General features: G+C 71.4%; 15 protein-coding genes and 2 pseudogenes. 13 read left to right on the forward strand and 4 right to left on the reverse strand.

What is annotated here, in order from left to right:
• Positions 1–152: 152 nt before the first annotated feature.
• The 13 genes and pseudogenes from AMK21_RS26235 (at position 153) to AMK21_RS26290 (ending at position 11,825) form a co-directional block, all read left to right on the forward strand.
• Positions 153–1,445, forward strand: a complete 1,293-nt coding sequence (locus AMK21_RS26235) for a helix-turn-helix domain-containing protein (protein ID WP_073881780.1) — start codon at positions 153–155, stop codon at positions 1,443–1,445.
• Positions 1,446–1,506: 61 nt separating this feature from the next.
• On the forward strand, positions 1,507–2,133 hold the full coding sequence (locus AMK21_RS26240) for a GNAT family N-acetyltransferase (RefSeq protein ID WP_073881666.1): 627 nt from the start codon (positions 1,507–1,509) through the stop codon (positions 2,131–2,133).
• 188 nt (positions 2,134–2,321) lie between these two features.
• Positions 2,322–2,393: pseudogene (locus AMK21_RS36945) on the forward strand (putative leader peptide); the annotation flags it as partial.
• A gap of 115 nt (positions 2,394–2,508) precedes the next feature.
• Entirely contained in the window at positions 2,509–4,206 is a 1,698-nt protein-coding gene (locus AMK21_RS26245; RefSeq protein ID WP_073881667.1) for a nitrite/sulfite reductase, read from the forward strand.
• Positions 4,203–4,382: a hypothetical protein gene (locus AMK21_RS26250; protein ID WP_073881668.1), complete on the forward strand. Its 180-nt coding sequence runs from the start codon at positions 4,203–4,205 to the stop codon at positions 4,380–4,382. Before AMK21_RS26245 ends, AMK21_RS26250 begins: the two co-directional genes overlap by 4 nt.
• Positions 4,379–5,095 carry a phosphoadenylyl-sulfate reductase gene (locus AMK21_RS26255; protein ID WP_073881669.1) on the forward strand — a complete coding sequence of 239 codons (717 nt, stop codon included), beginning with the start codon at positions 4,379–4,381 and terminating at the stop codon, positions 5,093–5,095. The genes AMK21_RS26250 and AMK21_RS26255 overlap by 4 nt, the downstream gene beginning before the upstream one ends.
• Before the next feature lie 23 nt (positions 5,096–5,118).
• Positions 5,119–5,664 (forward strand): adenylyl-sulfate kinase, encoded by a 546-nt coding sequence (cysC, locus tag AMK21_RS26260; RefSeq protein WP_234422053.1) that lies wholly within the window; start codon positions 5,119–5,121, stop codon positions 5,662–5,664.
• Entirely contained in the window at positions 5,661–6,596 is a 936-nt protein-coding gene (gene cysD, locus AMK21_RS26265) for a sulfate adenylyltransferase subunit CysD (RefSeq protein WP_073881671.1), read from the forward strand. Before cysC ends, cysD begins: the two co-directional genes overlap by 4 nt.
• Positions 6,597–6,598: 2 nt before the next feature.
• Positions 6,599–7,948: a sulfate adenylyltransferase subunit 1 gene (locus AMK21_RS26270; protein ID WP_073881672.1), complete on the forward strand. Its 1,350-nt coding sequence runs from the start codon at positions 6,599–6,601 to the stop codon at positions 7,946–7,948.
• A gap of 230 nt (positions 7,949–8,178) precedes the next feature.
• Positions 8,179–9,294 carry an aliphatic sulfonate ABC transporter substrate-binding protein gene (locus AMK21_RS26275; RefSeq protein WP_073881673.1) on the forward strand — a complete coding sequence of 372 codons (1,116 nt, stop codon included), beginning with the start codon at positions 8,179–8,181 and terminating at the stop codon, positions 9,292–9,294.
• Positions 9,295–9,359: 65 nt separating this feature from the next.
• On the forward strand, positions 9,360–10,151 hold the full coding sequence (locus AMK21_RS26280; RefSeq protein WP_073881674.1) for an ABC transporter ATP-binding protein: 792 nt from the start codon (positions 9,360–9,362) through the stop codon (positions 10,149–10,151).
• Complete coding sequence (locus AMK21_RS26285; RefSeq protein WP_073881675.1) at positions 10,138–11,064, forward strand: ABC transporter permease; 927 nt, start codon at positions 10,138–10,140, stop codon at positions 11,062–11,064. The genes AMK21_RS26280 and AMK21_RS26285 overlap by 14 nt, the downstream gene beginning before the upstream one ends.
• An 8-nt stretch (positions 11,065–11,072) precedes the next feature.
• Positions 11,073–11,825, forward strand: coding sequence for a sirohydrochlorin chelatase (locus AMK21_RS26290; protein ID WP_073881676.1), 753 nt, complete (start codon positions 11,073–11,075; stop codon positions 11,823–11,825).
• A 20-nt stretch (positions 11,826–11,845) separates the two neighbouring features.
• Here AMK21_RS26290 and AMK21_RS36320 read toward each other — a convergent pair.
• The 4 genes and pseudogenes from AMK21_RS36320 to AMK21_RS26310 all read right to left on the reverse strand — a co-directional run.
• Positions 11,846–12,001 (reverse strand): annotated as a pseudogene (locus tag AMK21_RS36320) (disulfide bond formation protein DsbA); the annotation flags it as partial.
• Between the two features lie 83 nt (positions 12,002–12,084).
• The gene (locus tag AMK21_RS26300) at positions 12,085–12,810 is read right to left on the reverse strand and encodes a DUF1775 domain-containing protein (RefSeq protein WP_234422054.1); all 726 of its coding nucleotides are present in this window, start codon (positions 12,808–12,810) and stop codon (positions 12,085–12,087) included.
• A gap of 819 nt (positions 12,811–13,629) precedes the next feature.
• Positions 13,630–14,013: a DUF4440 domain-containing protein gene (locus AMK21_RS26305; protein ID WP_073881678.1), complete on the reverse strand. Its 384-nt coding sequence runs from the start codon at positions 14,011–14,013 to the stop codon at positions 13,630–13,632.
• A complete protein-coding gene (locus tag AMK21_RS26310) occupies positions 14,006–14,554 on the reverse strand; it encodes a DUF1697 domain-containing protein (protein WP_073881679.1) in 549 nt (182 codons plus the stop codon). Before AMK21_RS26310 ends, AMK21_RS26305 begins: the two co-directional genes overlap by 8 nt.
• Between the last annotated feature and the right edge of the window lie 82 nt (positions 14,555–14,636).

The following is a 14,636-nucleotide window of genomic DNA, read 5'->3' on the forward strand; positions in this document are numbered from 1 at the left end:
GCCCGGCGACCGGCACGCTGCCACTCTCGTACGTTCTGGTGGGGCATCGCCAGAGTTGCAAAGGGTTGCAACCATTGTGTGGACTGCGCGGTGGGTACGTCCGGGCAGCGGCAGGATGGGGCGGAGTGTTCCGGGGGAACAAGGGGGGGACCATGAGTCGGACGAGTTCTTCCGGAGTGGTGCGGGTGATCGGCCAGGAGGCGGACCGCGCGACCCGGCTGCTCCACCGGGCCAGGGAGGCCCGGCTGGCGGGCGATCGGTCCTCGGTCGCCCCGCGCGCGGAGATCGACGCCTCCTGGGAGCGGGTGGTACGCAGCGGTATCGACCCCGAGCAGTCGCCGGAGAGCGAGCTGCTGGAGGCGGAGGAGATCGAGCACCGGCGGCACAGCACGGCCCTCGGGGAGGTGATGCCGCTGCTGCGGGCGGGGCTCGCGTCCATCGCCGACGCCGCGCAGCAGATCATGGTGGTCACGGACGTGGAGGGCCGGGTGCTGTGGCGACAGGGCAACTCCGGGGTGCTCCACCGGGCGCACGACATCTGCCTGGAGGAGGGGGCGGCCTGGGCGGAGGGGGCGACGGGGACGAACGCGATCGGTACGGCGCTGGCCGCCCGCGCGCCCGTCCAGGTCCACTCGGCCGAGCACTTCATCCGGGCTTTGCACAACTGGACCTGCGCGGCGGCCCCGGTACGCGACCCCCGGGACGGGCGGCTGGTGGGGATCGTCGACATCAGCGGCCCCGCCTCCACCTTCCATCCGGCGACGCTGGCCCTGGTGGACTCGGTGGCGCGGCTCGCCGAGGGGGAGATCCGCACCCGTCACCTGGTGACGATCGAGCGGCTGCGCGCGGTGGCTGCGCCGATCCTGTGCCGGCTCGGGGGGCGTGCGCTGGCGGTGGACACGCACGGGTGGCTGGCGGCGGTGACGGGGATGCCGCCGGTGGACCGTCTGCCGCTGCCGAAGTCGCTGGTGGCGGGGAGGGTGTGGCTGCCCTCGCTCGGCATGTGCCGGGTGGAGCCGCTGCCCGGCGGCTGGCTGGTGCAGGTGTCGGACAGTACGGCCGAGGGGGCGCCGCGCCGGGCGGTGCTCGACCTGAGCCGGCCGCGGGCGCTCGCGGTGCACCTGATGGGACCTCTGGGCACCTCGACACAGCGGCTCTCGCCGCGCCACGCGGAGCTGCTGTACGCGCTGGCGGTGCACCGGGAGGGGCGCAGCGCCTCCGAGCTGGCGCAGGACCTCTTCGGGGACGCGACCCGGACGGTGACGGTCCGGGCCGAGATCTCGCGGCTGCGGCGCCATCTGGCGGAGGTGTTGGCGCACCGCCCGTACCGCTTCGGAGACGGGGTGGAGGTGGAGGTCGTCCACCCGGAGCACCCGGCCGACCTGCTGCCGCACTCGAAGGCGCCGGTGGTGACGGGGGCGCGGCGGGGTGCGGTGCAGGCCTGACCGGCACCGATGGGCAGGCCCGCTGTGCGCCGGCCGCCGGCGGCATGGTTTTCTGGCCGCCATGAGCAACCCCGCGCAGCGCCCCGCACAGGCCATAGAGGTGACCGACGCCACCGACGCGACCATCGAGGTCACCATCTGGTCGCTGGAACAGACCTCGCCCGCCGATCTGCGGCCCGCCGCCGTACCGGAGGGCGATCTGCGCATCGTCCGCTCCGAGGTGGTGCTGCCGGAGTTCAGCCGGTTCCTCTACTCCGCCGTGGGTGGCGACATCCACTGGACCGACCGGCTGGGGATGACGTACGCCCAGTGGCAGGAGCTGCTTCAGCGGCCCGGGGCGGAGACCTGGGTGGCGTACGTGAACGGGACGCCGGCCGGGTACGTCCAGCTGGACGCGCAGGACGGCGGTGTGGTCGAGATCATGTACTTCGGGCTGATCCCGGTCTTCCGGGGACGGCGGATCGGCGGCCACCTCCTGTCGTGCGGGGTGGCGCGCGCCTGGGACCTGGCGGAGCGATGGCCCGAGCGGCCGCCGACGGAGCGGGTGTGGCTCCACACGTGCTCGAAGGACGGCCCGTACGCGATGGACAACTATCTGCGCCGGGGCTTCCGGCTCTTCGACACGAAGACCGAGGTGGAGCCGGACGTGGCGACCCCGGGGCCGTGGCCGGGAGCGTACGGCGCCTGATCGTGCCCCCGAACCCTTCACCGGGGCCCTCACCGGCCCCACCCCGGGGCGATTTGTCCCCAATACCACGGATGCAATGTGTGACCGGCACCACAACGTCTCACCTTCCGAGACCAAGTCGTCCACATCGTGGATAGTGGTGGACTGCCCCGAGATCCGCGTGACACGCTTCCGTCATGTCTGGAACTGGAATTGCCTTGGTGAGTCGACGCCACGTCGACCTCTGCCGCATGTCCAGCGCCATCTGTCCGGCGGGCTGAGAGTCCCAGCGCCGCCGCACTCCTCTTACCTCTGCCCGAACCAGCGCACCGCCGCGCCTCAGCGCGAGTGTGCCGTTCAGAGCCGCCCTCCTGCAGTCCCGAAGGACGTACTGTCATGGCCGCTACCCCGGAACAGCCTGCGACCACCACGCCCCGCCGCAAGGCCGGACGCCACCGTGGCGAGGGTCAGTGGGCCGTGGGCCACCACACCCCCCTCAACGGGAACGAGCAGTTCAAGAAGGACGACGACGGTCTCAACGTACGGACACGTATTGAGACGATCTACTCCAAGCGCGGCTTCGACTCCATCGACCCCAACGACCTGCGTGGACGCATGCGTTGGTGGGGGCTGTACACCCAGCGCAAGCCCGGAATCGACGGCGGCAAGACCGCTGTGCTGGAGCCGGAGGAGCTGGACGACGAGTTCTTCATGCTGCGCGTCCGCATCGACGGCGGACGGCTGACCACGCAGCAGCTGCGGGTGATCGGGGAGATCTCCCAGGAGTTCGCGCGCGGGACCGCCGACCTCACCGACCGACAGAACGTGCAGTACCACTGGATCCGGATCGAGGACGTGCCGGAGATCTGGCGGCGCCTCGAAGAGGTGGGCCTCTCCACCACCGAGGCCTGCGGTGACACGCCCCGCGTGATCCTCGGCTCTCCCGTGGCGGGCATCGCCGAGAACGAGATCATCGACGGCACCCCCGCGATCGACGAGATCCAGCGCCGCTTCATCGGCAACCCCGACTTCTCCAACCTGCCCCGCAAGTTCAAGTCCGCCGTCTCCGGCTCGCCGCAGCTGGACGTGGCGCACGAGATCAACGACATCGCGTTCGTCGGCGTGAACCACCCGGAGCACGGCCCCGGCTTCGACCTCTGGGTCGGCGGCGGCCTCTCCACCAACCCCAAGCTCGGGGTCCGGCTCGGCGCCTGGGTGCCGCTGGACGAGGTGGCCGACGTGTACGGCGGGGTCATCGGGATCTTCCGTGACTACGGATACCGGCGGCTGCGCACCCGCGCCCGTCTGAAGTTCCTCGTCGCGGACTGGGGCGCCGAGAAGTTCCGCCAGGTCCTGGAGGACGACTACCTCCAGCGCAAGCTGGTCGACGGCCCCGCACCCGAGCAGCCCGCCCAGACCTGGCGCGACCACCTCGGCGTGCACCGGCAGAAGGACGGCCGCTTCTACGTCGGCTTCGCCGCGCGGGTGGGCCGGGTCGACGGAACCACGCTCACCAAGATCGCCGACCTGGCGGACCAGCACGGCTCCGGCCGGGTGCGGACCACCGCCGAGCAGAAGATGATCGTGCTGGACGTGACCGAGGAGCAGGTCGAGTCCCTGGTCGCCGGGCTGGAGGCGCTCGACCTGCGGGTCACGCCCTCCCCGTTCCGGCGCGGCACGATGGCCTGCACCGGCATCGAGTTCTGCAAGCTGGCGATCGTCGAGACGAAGGCGCGCGGCGCCTCCCTCATCGACGAACTGGAGCGCCGCATCCCGGAGTTCGACCACCCGATCACCATCAACATCAACGGCTGCCCGAACGCCTGCGCCCGTATCCAGGTCGCCGACATCGGTCTCAAGGGCCAGTTGATGCTGGACGAGAACGGCGAGCAGGTCGAGGGCTACCAGGTGCACCTCGGTGGCGCGCTCGGCCTGGAGGCCGGCTTCGGCCGCAAGGTCCGTGGTCTGAAGGTCACCTCGGCCGACTTGCCGGACTACGTCGAGCGGGTGCTCGGCCGGTTCCAGGAGGAGCGCGAGGACGGCGAGCGCTTCGCGACCTGGGCGGCGCGCGCCAGTGCGGAGTCGCTGTCATGAGCGAGCGAGCCGCCCCGTTCTACTGCCCGTACTGCGGCGACGAGGACCTGCGTCCCAACGAGACCGGCCACGGCGCCTGGGAATGTGCCTCCTGCAACCGTGCGTTCCAGCTGAAGTTCCTCGGTCTGCTGACCCGCGGCGTGCAGCGCAACGACGGTGAAGGAGGCCGGATATGACGGACACTCTGCTGAGCGACGAGCTGACGGACAGCGAGCTCCAGAAGCTGGCCGAGAGCGCGGGCCGGGAGCTGGAGGACGCCTCGGCCGCAGAGATCCTGAAGTGGGCGACCGACACCTTCGGGCCGCGCTTCTGCGTCACCTCCTCCATGGAGGACGCCGTGGTCGCGCATCTGGCTTCGCGGGTGATGCCAGGCGTCGACGTGGTCTTCCTGGACACCGGCTACCACTTCCCCGAGACCATCGGGACCCGGGACGCGGTGGACGCGGTGATGGACGTCAACGTCATCACGATCACCCCCCGGAAGACGGTGGCCGAGCAGGACGCGGAGCACGGCGAGAAGCTGCACGACCGCGACCCCGACCTGTGCTGCGCGCTGCGCAAGGTCAAGCCGTTGGAGGACGGCCTGACCGCGTACGCAGCGTGGGCGACGGGGCTGCGCCGCGACGAGTCCCCGACCCGGGCCGACACCCCGGTCGTGGGCTGGGACGCCAAGCGCCGCAAGGTGAAGGTCTCCCCCATCGCCCGCTGGACCCAGGACGACGTGGACGCCTACGTCGCCGAGCACGGGGTGCTCACCAACCCGCTGCTGATGGACGGTTACGCCTCCGTCGGCTGCGCGCCCTGCACCCGCCGGGTGCTGGAGGGCGAGGACGCACGGGCCGGCCGCTGGGCCGGCCGCGGCAAGACCGAATGCGGGCTGCACGGCTGATGACGACTGATCAGGAGAGTTCGATGAGCGTGACGGAGACGGGAGCCACGATCTGGCTGACCGGTCTGCCGAGCGCGGGCAAGACCACCATCGCGTACGAGCTGGCGGGCCGGCTGCGGACCGAGGGCCACAAGGTGGAGGTGCTCGACGGCGACGAGATCCGGGAGTTCCTCTCCAAGGGGCTCGGCTTCTCCCGCGAGGACCGGCACACCAACGTGGCCCGGATCGGCTTCGTCGCCGAACTCCTCGCCGCCAACGGCGTGAAGGTGCTGGTCCCCGTCATCGCCCCCTTCGCCGACAGCCGCGAGGCGGTCCGCAAGCGGCACGCCGCCGAGTCCACCACCTACCTGGAGGTGCACGTCGCGACGCCCGTCGAGGTGTGCTCCGTACGGGACGTGAAGGGTCTTTACGCCAAGCAGGCGGCGGGCGAGATCAGCGGGCTCACCGGGGTCGACGACCCCTACGAGGCGCCCGAATCGCCCGACCTGCGGATCGAGTCGCACCAGCAGACCGTGCAGGAGTCAGCGGCGGCGCTCCACGCGCTGCTCACCGAGAGGGGCCTGGCGTGAGCACCGTCACCAGCGTGCCGGAAGGCACGGTCAATCCGTACGCGCTCAGCCACCTGGACTCCCTGGAGTCGGAGGCGGTCCACATCTTCCGTGAGGTGGCGGGGGAGTTCGAGCGGCCGGTGATCCTGTTCTCCGGCGGCAAGGACTCCATCGTGATGCTGCACCTGGCACTCAAGGCGTTCGCGCCGGCGCCCGTGCCGTTCACGCTGCTGCACGTGGACACCGGGCACAACTTCCCCGAGGTCCTGGAGTACCGCGACCGCACGGTGAAGAAGCACGGCCTGCGACTGCACGTCGCCTCCGTGCAGGAGTACATCGACGCGGGGAAGCTCCGCGAGCGCCCTGACGGTACCCGCAACCCGCTCCAGACCGTCCCGCTCACCGAGGCGATCCAGCAGCACCGCTTCGACGCGGTGTTCGGCGGCGGGCGGCGCGACGAGGAGAAGGCGCGCGCCAAGGAGCGGGTGTTCTCGCTGCGCGACGAGTTCTCGCAGTGGGACCCGCGCCGCCAGCGCCCCGAGCTGTGGCAGCTCTACAACGGGCGGCACGCCCCCGGTGAGCACGTGAGGGTCTTCCCGATCTCCAACTGGACCGAGCTGGACGTCTGGCAGTACATCGAGCGCGAGGGCATCGAGCTCCCGGAGATCTACTTCGCCCATGAGCGCGAGGTCTTCTCCCGCAGCGGCATGTGGCTGACGGCGGGCGGCTGGGGCGGGCCCAAGGAGCACGAGGCCACCGAGACCCGTCTGGTGCGCTACCGCACGGTCGGCGACATGTCCTGCACCGGTGCCGTCGACTCCGACGCCACCACGCTGGAGGCCGTGATCACCGAGATCGCCGCCTCCCGGCTCACCGAGCGGGGCGCGACCCGCGCGGACGACAAGATGTCCGAGGCCGCGATGGAAGACCGCAAGCGCGAGGGGTACTTCTAACCATGACCACACCCATCCTGTCGGCTCTCTCGGCCGAACAGCTGTCGGCCACCACTCTGCTCCGGTTCGCCACCGCCGGGTCGGTCGACGACGGCAAGTCCACCCTCGTGGGACGTCTGCTGCACGACTCCAAGTCGATCCTCACCGACCAGCTGGAGGCCGTCGAGCAGGTGTCGCTGAGCCGCGGCCAGGAGACGCCGGACCTGGCGCTGCTGACCGACGGGCTGCGGGCCGAGCGCGAGCAGGGCATCACCATCGATGTCGCCTACCGCTACTTCGCCACCACCCGCCGCCGGTTCATCCTCGCCGACACCCCGGGCCATGTGCAGTACACCCGCAACATGGTGACCGGCGCCTCCACCGCCGAGCTGGCCGTGGTCCTGGTCGACGCCCGCAACGGGGTCGTCGAGCAGACCCGCCGCCACGCCGCCGTCGCCGCGCTGCTGCGCGTCCCGCACGTCGTGCTGGCCGTCAACAAGATGGACCTGGTGGAGTACGCGGAGCCCGTGTTCGCCGCGATAGCCGAGGATTTCACCGCGTACGCCGCCTCGCTCGGGGTCCCGGAGATCACCGCGATCCCGATCTCGGCGCTGGCCGGGGACAACGTGGTGGAGCCGTCCGCGCACATGGACTGGTACGGCGGGCCGACCGTCCTGGAGCACCTGGAGACGGTGCCGGTCAGCCATGACCTCACCGCCTGCCACGCGCGCTTCCCCGTGCAGTACGTGATCCGCCCGCAGACCGCCGAGCACCCCGACTACCGGGGGTACGCCGGTCAGATCGCCGCCGGGGTCTTCCGGGTCGGCGAGGCCGTCTCCGTACTCCCCTCGGGGCGCACCACCACGATCACGGGCATCGACACGCTCGGCGAGAGCGTCGACATCGCCTGGGCGCCGCAGTCGGTGACGCTCCGGCTGGCCGACGACATCGACATCTCGCGCGGCGACCTGATCGCCCCGCTCGACGACGCGCCGCCGGTCACGAGGGACGTCGAGGCGACCGTCTGCCACGTGGCGGACCAGCCGCTCTCCGTGGGCCAGCGGGTGCTGCTGAAGCACACCACCCGTACGGTCAAGGCGATCGTCAAGGACATCCCGTCGCGGCTGACCCTGGACGACCTCTCCCAGCACCCGGCCCCCGGACAGCTGGTCGCCAACGACATCGGCCGGGTCGTCGTGCGGACCGCCGAGCCGCTCGCGCTCGACGCGTACGCCGACTCCCGGCGTACCGGATCGTTCCTGCTGATCGACCCCGCGGACGGAACGACGCTCAGCGCCGGCATGGCGGGGGCCGCGTTCGCCACGGCCCCCGAACCGGTCGTGACGGACGACGACGCCGAATGGGACTTCTGATGGCCGACGACTTCTTCTCCACCTTCGCGAAGGAGGGCGGCCGTGTGGGCAGCGGCGCCCTCGGCAGCGGCCAGGGAGGCGTGGGGCGATGTGCGTGATGACGTACGCGCACCGCTCGCGCGCCCTGAACCCCCCGCACCCGTACCGCCGAAGACCTGCCGATCTCCCGGCCGCGCCCCCCTGACCAACAGCGGGACGCGAGCACCGGGCCAACCAGAGGAAAGCCTCCCGTGCCTGCCGCCCGTTCCGCCGTTCGCCGCACCCTGGCCGCCGTCGCGGCCCTGCCGCTGCTCGCCCTGGCCGCCACAGCCTGCGGTTACGGCTCCCAAGCCGAGGACGACGACGCGAAGAAGGCGAACGTCTCCGCCGGAGGGCAGAAGCTCTCCGCGGACACCGTGAAGATCGGCTACTTCCCGAACCTCACTCACGTCACGGCCCTGGTAGGTATCCAGGAGGGCACCATCCAGAAGGAGCTCGGCGGTACCAAGGTCGAGTCCACGACCTTCAACGCCGGTCCCTCCGAGATCGAGGCGCTGAACGCGGGTTCGATCGACATCGGCTTCATCGGCCCCTCCCCTGCCATCAACGCCTACGTCAGATCCCAGGGCAAGGGCCTGCGGATCGTGGCCGGCTCGGCCTCCGGCGGGGTGAGGCTGGTCGTCAACCCGAAGAAGATCAGGACCCTGGACGACCTCAGGGGCAAGCGGATCGCGACCCCGCAGATCGGCAACACCCAGGACGTGGCCTTCCTCAACTGGATCTCCGAGAGGGGCTGGAAGGTCGACCCGCAGAGCGGCAAGGGCGACGTCTCCGTGGTCCGCTCGGACAACAAGGTGACACCCGCCGCTTACAAGTCCGGTTCGCTGGACGGCGCGTGGGTCCCCGAGCCGACCGCCTCGAAGCTGGTCTCCGAGGGTGCGAAGGTGCTCCTGGACGAGACGGACCTGTGGCCGGACAAGAAGTTCGTGATCACGCACATCGTCGTGTCGCAGAAGTTCCTCGACGCGCACCCCGACGTCGTCGAGGCCGTGGTCAAGGGTTCGGTGTCCACCAACAAGTGGATCAACGCCAACCCACAGGAGGCCAAGGCGTCCGCCAACAAGGCTCTGGAGAAGCTGAGCGGCAAGCCGCTGCCGAAGGAGGTCCTCGACCCGGCGTGGGAATCCATCGAGATCACCGACGACCCGCTGGCCACCACGCTGAGGGCGCAGGCGGGCCACTCGGTGAAGGCCGGTCTGCTGGAGGAGCCGGAGCTCGACGGCATCTACGACCTGGGCCCGCTGAACAAGATCCTCAAGGCTGAGGGTCAGACCGAGGTCTCCGACGCCGGTCTCGGCGTCAAGTAGCCCTACCACCCGACCATCAGCACCGGGACCCATCGGATTCCCAGGATTCCCAGGAGGTGACGACCATGGCGACCACCACCCTCACCAAGGCCGAGGACCGTACGGCGGTCGAGCACGCCGCCCGACTCGCGCACGTCTCGAAGTCCTTCGCCGGACCCACGGGGCAGCAGCTCGTCCTGGACGACATCACCCTCGATGTCGCTCCGGGTGAGTTCGTCACCCTCCTGGGAGCCTCCGGGTGCGGAAAGTCGACGCTGCTGAACCTGGTGGCCGGACTCGACCGCCCGTCCGCGGGGTCCATCGAGACGCCCGGCGGGCGGCCGGCCCTGATGTTCCAGGAGCACGCCCTCTTCCCGTGGCTGACCGCGGGCAAGAACATCGAACTGGCCCTGCGGCTGCGCGGGGTCCCCAAGCCGGAGCGCCGCACCGAGGCCGAGCGGCTGCTCGAACTCGTCCGTCTCGGCGGCGCGTACGGCAAGCGGGTGCACGAGCTGTCCGGCGGTATGCGGCAGCGGGTCGCGATGGCCCGCGCGCTGGCCCAGGACTGCCAACTGCTGCTGATGGACGAGCCGTTCGCGGCGCTGGACGCCATCACCCGCGATGTGCTGCACGACGAGCTGACCCGGATCTGGCATGAGACGAACGCCTCGGTCCTCTTCGTCACGCACAACGTGCGCGAGGCCGTGCGGCTCGCGCAGCGTGTCGTGCTGCTCTCGTCCCGGCCGGGCCGCATCGCCCGCGAGTGGACGGTCGACATCGAGCAGCCGCGCCGCATCGAGGACACCGCCGTGGCGGAGCTGTCCGTCGAGATCACCGAAGAACTGCGTGGGGAGATCCGCCGACATGGCCAGCACTGACATCACGTCCGACCGGAAGCGGCCGGGCGGGACGGCCGGACCCGTCGACGCGAAGCCCGACGATCTGGCAGGCCTGGAGGCCGGTCTCGACGCCCTGGACGCGGTGCAGATCCGCCGCACGCCGGTGCGTGAGGTCCTGCAGAGCAAGGTGCTGCCACCCGTGGTGGCGGTGGCGCTGGTCCTGATCGTCTGGGAGCTGCTGGTCCGCGCCCAGGTCACCGAGGTCTACAAGCTGCCGCCGCCGTCCGCTGTGTGGGACAGCGCCACGGACATGTGGCTCAAGGGCACGCTCCTGGAGGTCGTCTGGACCAGCGTCTCGCGCGGTCTGCTCGGCTTCCTCCTCGCGGTGGCCATCGGTACGCCGCTGGGGCTGCTGGTCGCCCGGGTGAGGCTGATCCGGGCGGCGATCGGGCCGATCCTGTCCGGGCTCCAGTCGCTGCCGTCGGTCGCGTGGGTGGCCCCGGCGGTCATCTGGCTCGGGCTGAACGACAGCATGATGTACGCGGTGATCCTGCTGGGCGCGGTGCCCTCGATCGCCAACGGGCTGGTCTCGGGCGTCGACCAGGTGCCGCCGCTGTTCCTGCGGGCGGGCCGCACGCTGGGGGCGACCGGCATCCGCGGGACCTGGCACATCGTGCTGCCGGCCGCGCTGCCCGGCTATCTGGCGGGGCTCAAGCAGGGCTGGGCGTTCTCCTGGCGCTCGCTGATGGCCGCCGAGATCATCGCCTCCTCCCCCGAACTGGGACTGGGACTCGGGCAGTTGCTGGAGAACGGCCGCAGCAACTTCGACATGCCCGGGGTCTTCCTCTCGATCCTGCTCATCCTGTTCGTCGGCATCGCGATCGACCTGCTGATCTTCAGTCCGCTGGAGCGGTGGGTGCTGCGCAGCCGAGGCCTCCTCGTCAAGAACTGAGTCACGCCATGTCCCACCCCGTCCTCCTCGTCATCGCCCACGGCAGCCGCGACCCGCGGCACGCCGCGACCGTGGACGCCCTCACCCAGCGGGTGCGGGCGCAGCGGCCGGGGCTGCGCGTGGAGACGGCGTTCCTGGAGTTCAACGCCCCTTCCGTGCCCCGGGTGCTGGAGCGCCTGACCGCGGAGGGGGCGGACGAGGTCGTCGCGCTGCCGCTCCTGCTGACCCGGGCGTTCCACGCCAAGACCGACATCCCCTCGGTGCTGCGCGAGGCCCGCGCCCGGCTGCCGAGGCTGCACATCCGGCAGGCCGAGGTCCTCGGCCCGTCCCCGCTGCTCGACGCCACCCTGGGGCGGCGGCTGCGGGAGGCCGGGGTCCGCCCCGGCGACATCCCCCGGACCGGCCTCGTCCTGGCCTCGGCGGGATCCTCAGACCCGGAGGCGATCGCAGTGATCGCTGAAATCGCGCGGGAGCTGCGGCACACCGGTTGGTGCGCCGTGCGGCCTGCGTTCGCCTCCGCATCTCTTCCCCGCACCGAGGACGCGGTACGGGCCCTGCGGGCCGAGGGCGTGGAGCGGGTGGCGGTGGCGCCCTACGTCATCGCCCCCGGCCGGCTCCCGGACCGCATCGCGGCGGGCGCCGGGGCGGCCGGTGCGGACGTGCTGGCCGATGTCCTGGGCCCGGCGCCGGAGTTGGCGCGACTGCTGCTGGACCGGTACGACGAGGCGCGGGTGCTGGTGGGGGCATCGCTGTCGGCGTGAGGGGCCTTGCGGCTCACTCGAAAGGACAGGCCGCCCGAGCGGGCCCACTTGAGCTCGAAGAAGCCCTGGTGGTTGGCGAGGCCCCAAAAACCGTCGAAGAGTTCGGCCGCCTCCTCGCCGCGCGGGATCGCGTTCAGGACCGGGCCCGACCAGGCCGTGCCGTCGACGTGGATCGTCGTTCGCCGGGACCCCCGGTCGGGGGTACGGCTCGACGGCGGGTCCCACGGCACAGGAGGCAGGGGCCGTGGGACCGGACGGGTCAGGCCGTGCCGGTGCGGCGGCTCTTGAGGAACCACCACAGACCGCCACCGGCCAGAGCCAGTACGGCGACGGCGATGCCGATCGGCACGGCGGGCGACGAGCCGTCCTCCTCCGCCGTGGCCGTCGCCCGGTCCGACGCCGTCGGCTTCGCGTCCGCGGGCCCGGGGGCGGGCGGGGCTGACGGCGAGGGGGTCGCGGAGGTGGGGCTCGCGCTCGGGACGGGGGCGACCGGCTCGGCGCCGGGGGCGGCCTCCTGGAGCTCCAGCACGGGCGCGGAGTGTCCGTGCCCGCCGCCGCTGGACTCCTCCACTTCGATCCAGCGGTCGACGCGCCCGTCGTCGTACGTCTGGAGCGTCTTGAACACCAGCGACTTCGCGTCCGGCAGCTGCCGGACGACGACGGAGTACGTGACGTCCTTGCCGACCGCCACGGCGGGGCCCGACACGGTGAAGCCCTTCTCGGTCGCGGCGAGCTTCCAGCCGGTGGGGCCCTTTCCGTAGGTGACGTCGGCGGGAGTGATCCCCTCGGGGAGGAACACCTCCAGCTTGGTGATGCCCGCGGAGTCGGACTCGGTCGCCGCGTCGAAGTTCAGCGTGACGTTCTCGGCGAGCGCTCGGGCGCCCTCGGAGGCGACCTCCACGTGGGCGGAGGCCGGGGTGGCGAGAGCGAGGGTGGCGGCTATCGCGGCAGCGGCGACGCCGGCCCACCGGCGGGCGGTTCGCACGCGTACAGAGGTTGACACAGAGATCTCCCGGGTGATGTGACGGTGTGCGGGCACGCGGAAGCGCGCCCCGGGCGAGCGGCGCGGACCAGCGCGTCGCGGGAGGCCCCCGGCGTACCACCGTGTGGTACAGCGCTGTGCGGTTGTACGGGGATGGCGGGGACCATGCCCGCATCGGCCCGGTCCGGGGCCGCCGCCCCGGGAACGGACCCGCCGGGGCGGGCCCGACCAGCCACCGGTCCAGCGTGTGGTCCAGACGCCGGGCCACCGTCCGGCAGGAGGCGTCCGCGCGCTGCATGCACCAGCCCACCAGCAGCGCGGCGACCGTGTGTGCGGCCGTCATCACCACCGCGGGACGGTGGTCCGCGTGCCAGGCATGGTGGACGTCCAGTGCGGTGCCGTGCCGGTGCGTCGCGGCGGCCGTGCCGCTGTGTACGGCCACGAAGAGCTGGTGCAGTGCGGCCTGTCCCGCGCCGGTCGCCGCGAGCACCACGGGCAGAGCCCCGCACCGTCGCACGACGGGCAGGGCGAGGAGGAACAGCATCCCGGCCGCGAGCGGCACGGACCATCCCGGCACCGCCTGCCCGGAGGACAGGTGATGTGCGCGGAGCGCGAGGGCCGTGCTGGTCGCCGCGAAGACCAGGGCCCGGGCAGCGTCGACCGCCGCTCCGGCCCCGGAATCCCGGGCGGGGCGGTCGTCGCGTGTCTCTGCGGCCCTCGGCATGGCTGCCCCATCATGAGGCACGGCGGGCCCGGTCCGTCAGCCCGTCGCGGAAGTCGGTGAGCCTCCCGAACTCGCCCCCGGCCGATCCCGGGAGCGGCTCAGGCCTCCGCGAACGGGTCGTCGACGAAGGGGGTCGCCTGGTGGAAGTAGAGCCGCCACCCCGCCCCGGTCAGCCGCCACAGGGAGCTGCGGTGCGAGCGCAGCCCTTTGGACTCCGTGTCGAAGGTGAGGTGGACCAGATCCGGGCCGAGTTGCGTGCCCCGCATCCGGGAGGCGGTCAGCGGACCGGGGCGCGGGGCGTCGTCGGCGGTGAGCGCCTCGATGATCGACTCCCGGTCCCAGAGCCGTCCACTGGTGCCGATCTCCCGGAACTCGGGGTGCAGCAGGACGGCGAGGAGATCCGCGGAAGCGCGTACCACCGGGTCCAGCAGGCGGAGTTCGCCTTCGATGGCTGCGGCCACGGCGGGCGACGGCTCAGACACGTGTCATCTCCACAAGTTTGGCCACCGTGTTCCAGTTGCGGGTGGTGGCGGTGAGGCCCTCCGTCTGCCGGGGGCGCGCCAGCGCTTCGGCCAGCTTGGAGCGGCCGAGCCCGTCGGGGGCGTACAGGTAGAGGCAGCGGTCACCGAGCTGGAAGGCCTCCGGCAGGTAGGCCTGTGCGTCGACTCCGGCGAAGCGTCCGCTCTCCACGGGCCGGTCGAAGTAGGTGACGTGGAGCTGCTTGCCCTCCAGCTCGGCGGCGGGGAAGGGGCAGGCGTCGGCGACGGCGGCGAGATAGGAGCCGCTGCGGACGACGCAGCCGACGGGGAAGCCGAACCGCTGGTGCAGGGCCTGCTCCAGGGCATGAGCGAGCGCGCTCTCGTCCTCGTCCTCGCTGCGGAAGACGGCGTTGCCGCTCTGCAGGTGGGTGGCGATGTCGGTGTGCCCCAGTTCCCCGAGCACGGTGCGCAGTTCCGGCATCGGGACCCTCTTGTGGCCGCCCACGTTGATCCCGCGCAGCAACGCCGCGTACTTCGTCGTCATGGCCCCACACACTAGATGATCGATTCCAAGGGATAGCTGCGCGGATGCAGGTTCCCGCTTCTGGTGGCGGACGCCCCATTGG

This window comes from Streptomyces sp. CB00316, assembly GCF_001905595.1.
In the GTDB taxonomy this organism is placed as follows: domain Bacteria; phylum Actinomycetota; class Actinomycetes; order Streptomycetales; family Streptomycetaceae; genus Streptomyces.

Excerpts from the sequence above, each read along its gene's own strand:
- AMK21_RS26235 (WP_073881780.1), top strand. The coding sequence starts at position 153 with ATGAGTCGGACGAGTTCTTCCGGAGTGGTGCGGGTGATCGGCCAGGAG.
- AMK21_RS26240 (WP_073881666.1), top strand. The coding sequence starts at position 1,507 with ATGAGCAACCCCGCGCAGCGCCCCGCACAGGCCATAGAGGTGACCGAC.
- AMK21_RS26245 (WP_073881667.1), top strand. The coding sequence starts at position 2,509 with ATGGCCGCTACCCCGGAACAGCCTGCGACCACCACGCCCCGCCGCAAG.
- AMK21_RS26250 (WP_073881668.1), top strand. The coding sequence starts at position 4,203 with ATGAGCGAGCGAGCCGCCCCGTTCTACTGCCCGTACTGCGGCGACGAG.
- AMK21_RS26255 (WP_073881669.1), top strand. The coding sequence starts at position 4,379 with ATGACGGACACTCTGCTGAGCGACGAGCTGACGGACAGCGAGCTCCAG.
- cysC (WP_234422053.1), top strand. The coding sequence starts at position 5,119 with ATGAGCGTGACGGAGACGGGAGCCACGATCTGGCTGACCGGTCTGCCG.
- AMK21_RS26270 (WP_073881672.1), top strand. The coding sequence starts at position 6,599 with ATGACCACACCCATCCTGTCGGCTCTCTCGGCCGAACAGCTGTCGGCC.
- AMK21_RS26280 (WP_073881674.1), top strand. The coding sequence starts at position 9,360 with ATGGCGACCACCACCCTCACCAAGGCCGAGGACCGTACGGCGGTCGAG.
- AMK21_RS26285 (WP_073881675.1), top strand. The coding sequence starts at position 10,138 with ATGGCCAGCACTGACATCACGTCCGACCGGAAGCGGCCGGGCGGGACG.
- AMK21_RS26290 (WP_073881676.1), top strand. The coding sequence starts at position 11,073 with ATGTCCCACCCCGTCCTCCTCGTCATCGCCCACGGCAGCCGCGACCCG.
- AMK21_RS26310 (WP_073881679.1), bottom strand. The coding sequence starts at position 14,554 with ATGACGACGAAGTACGCGGCGTTGCTGCGCGGGATCAACGTGGGCGGC.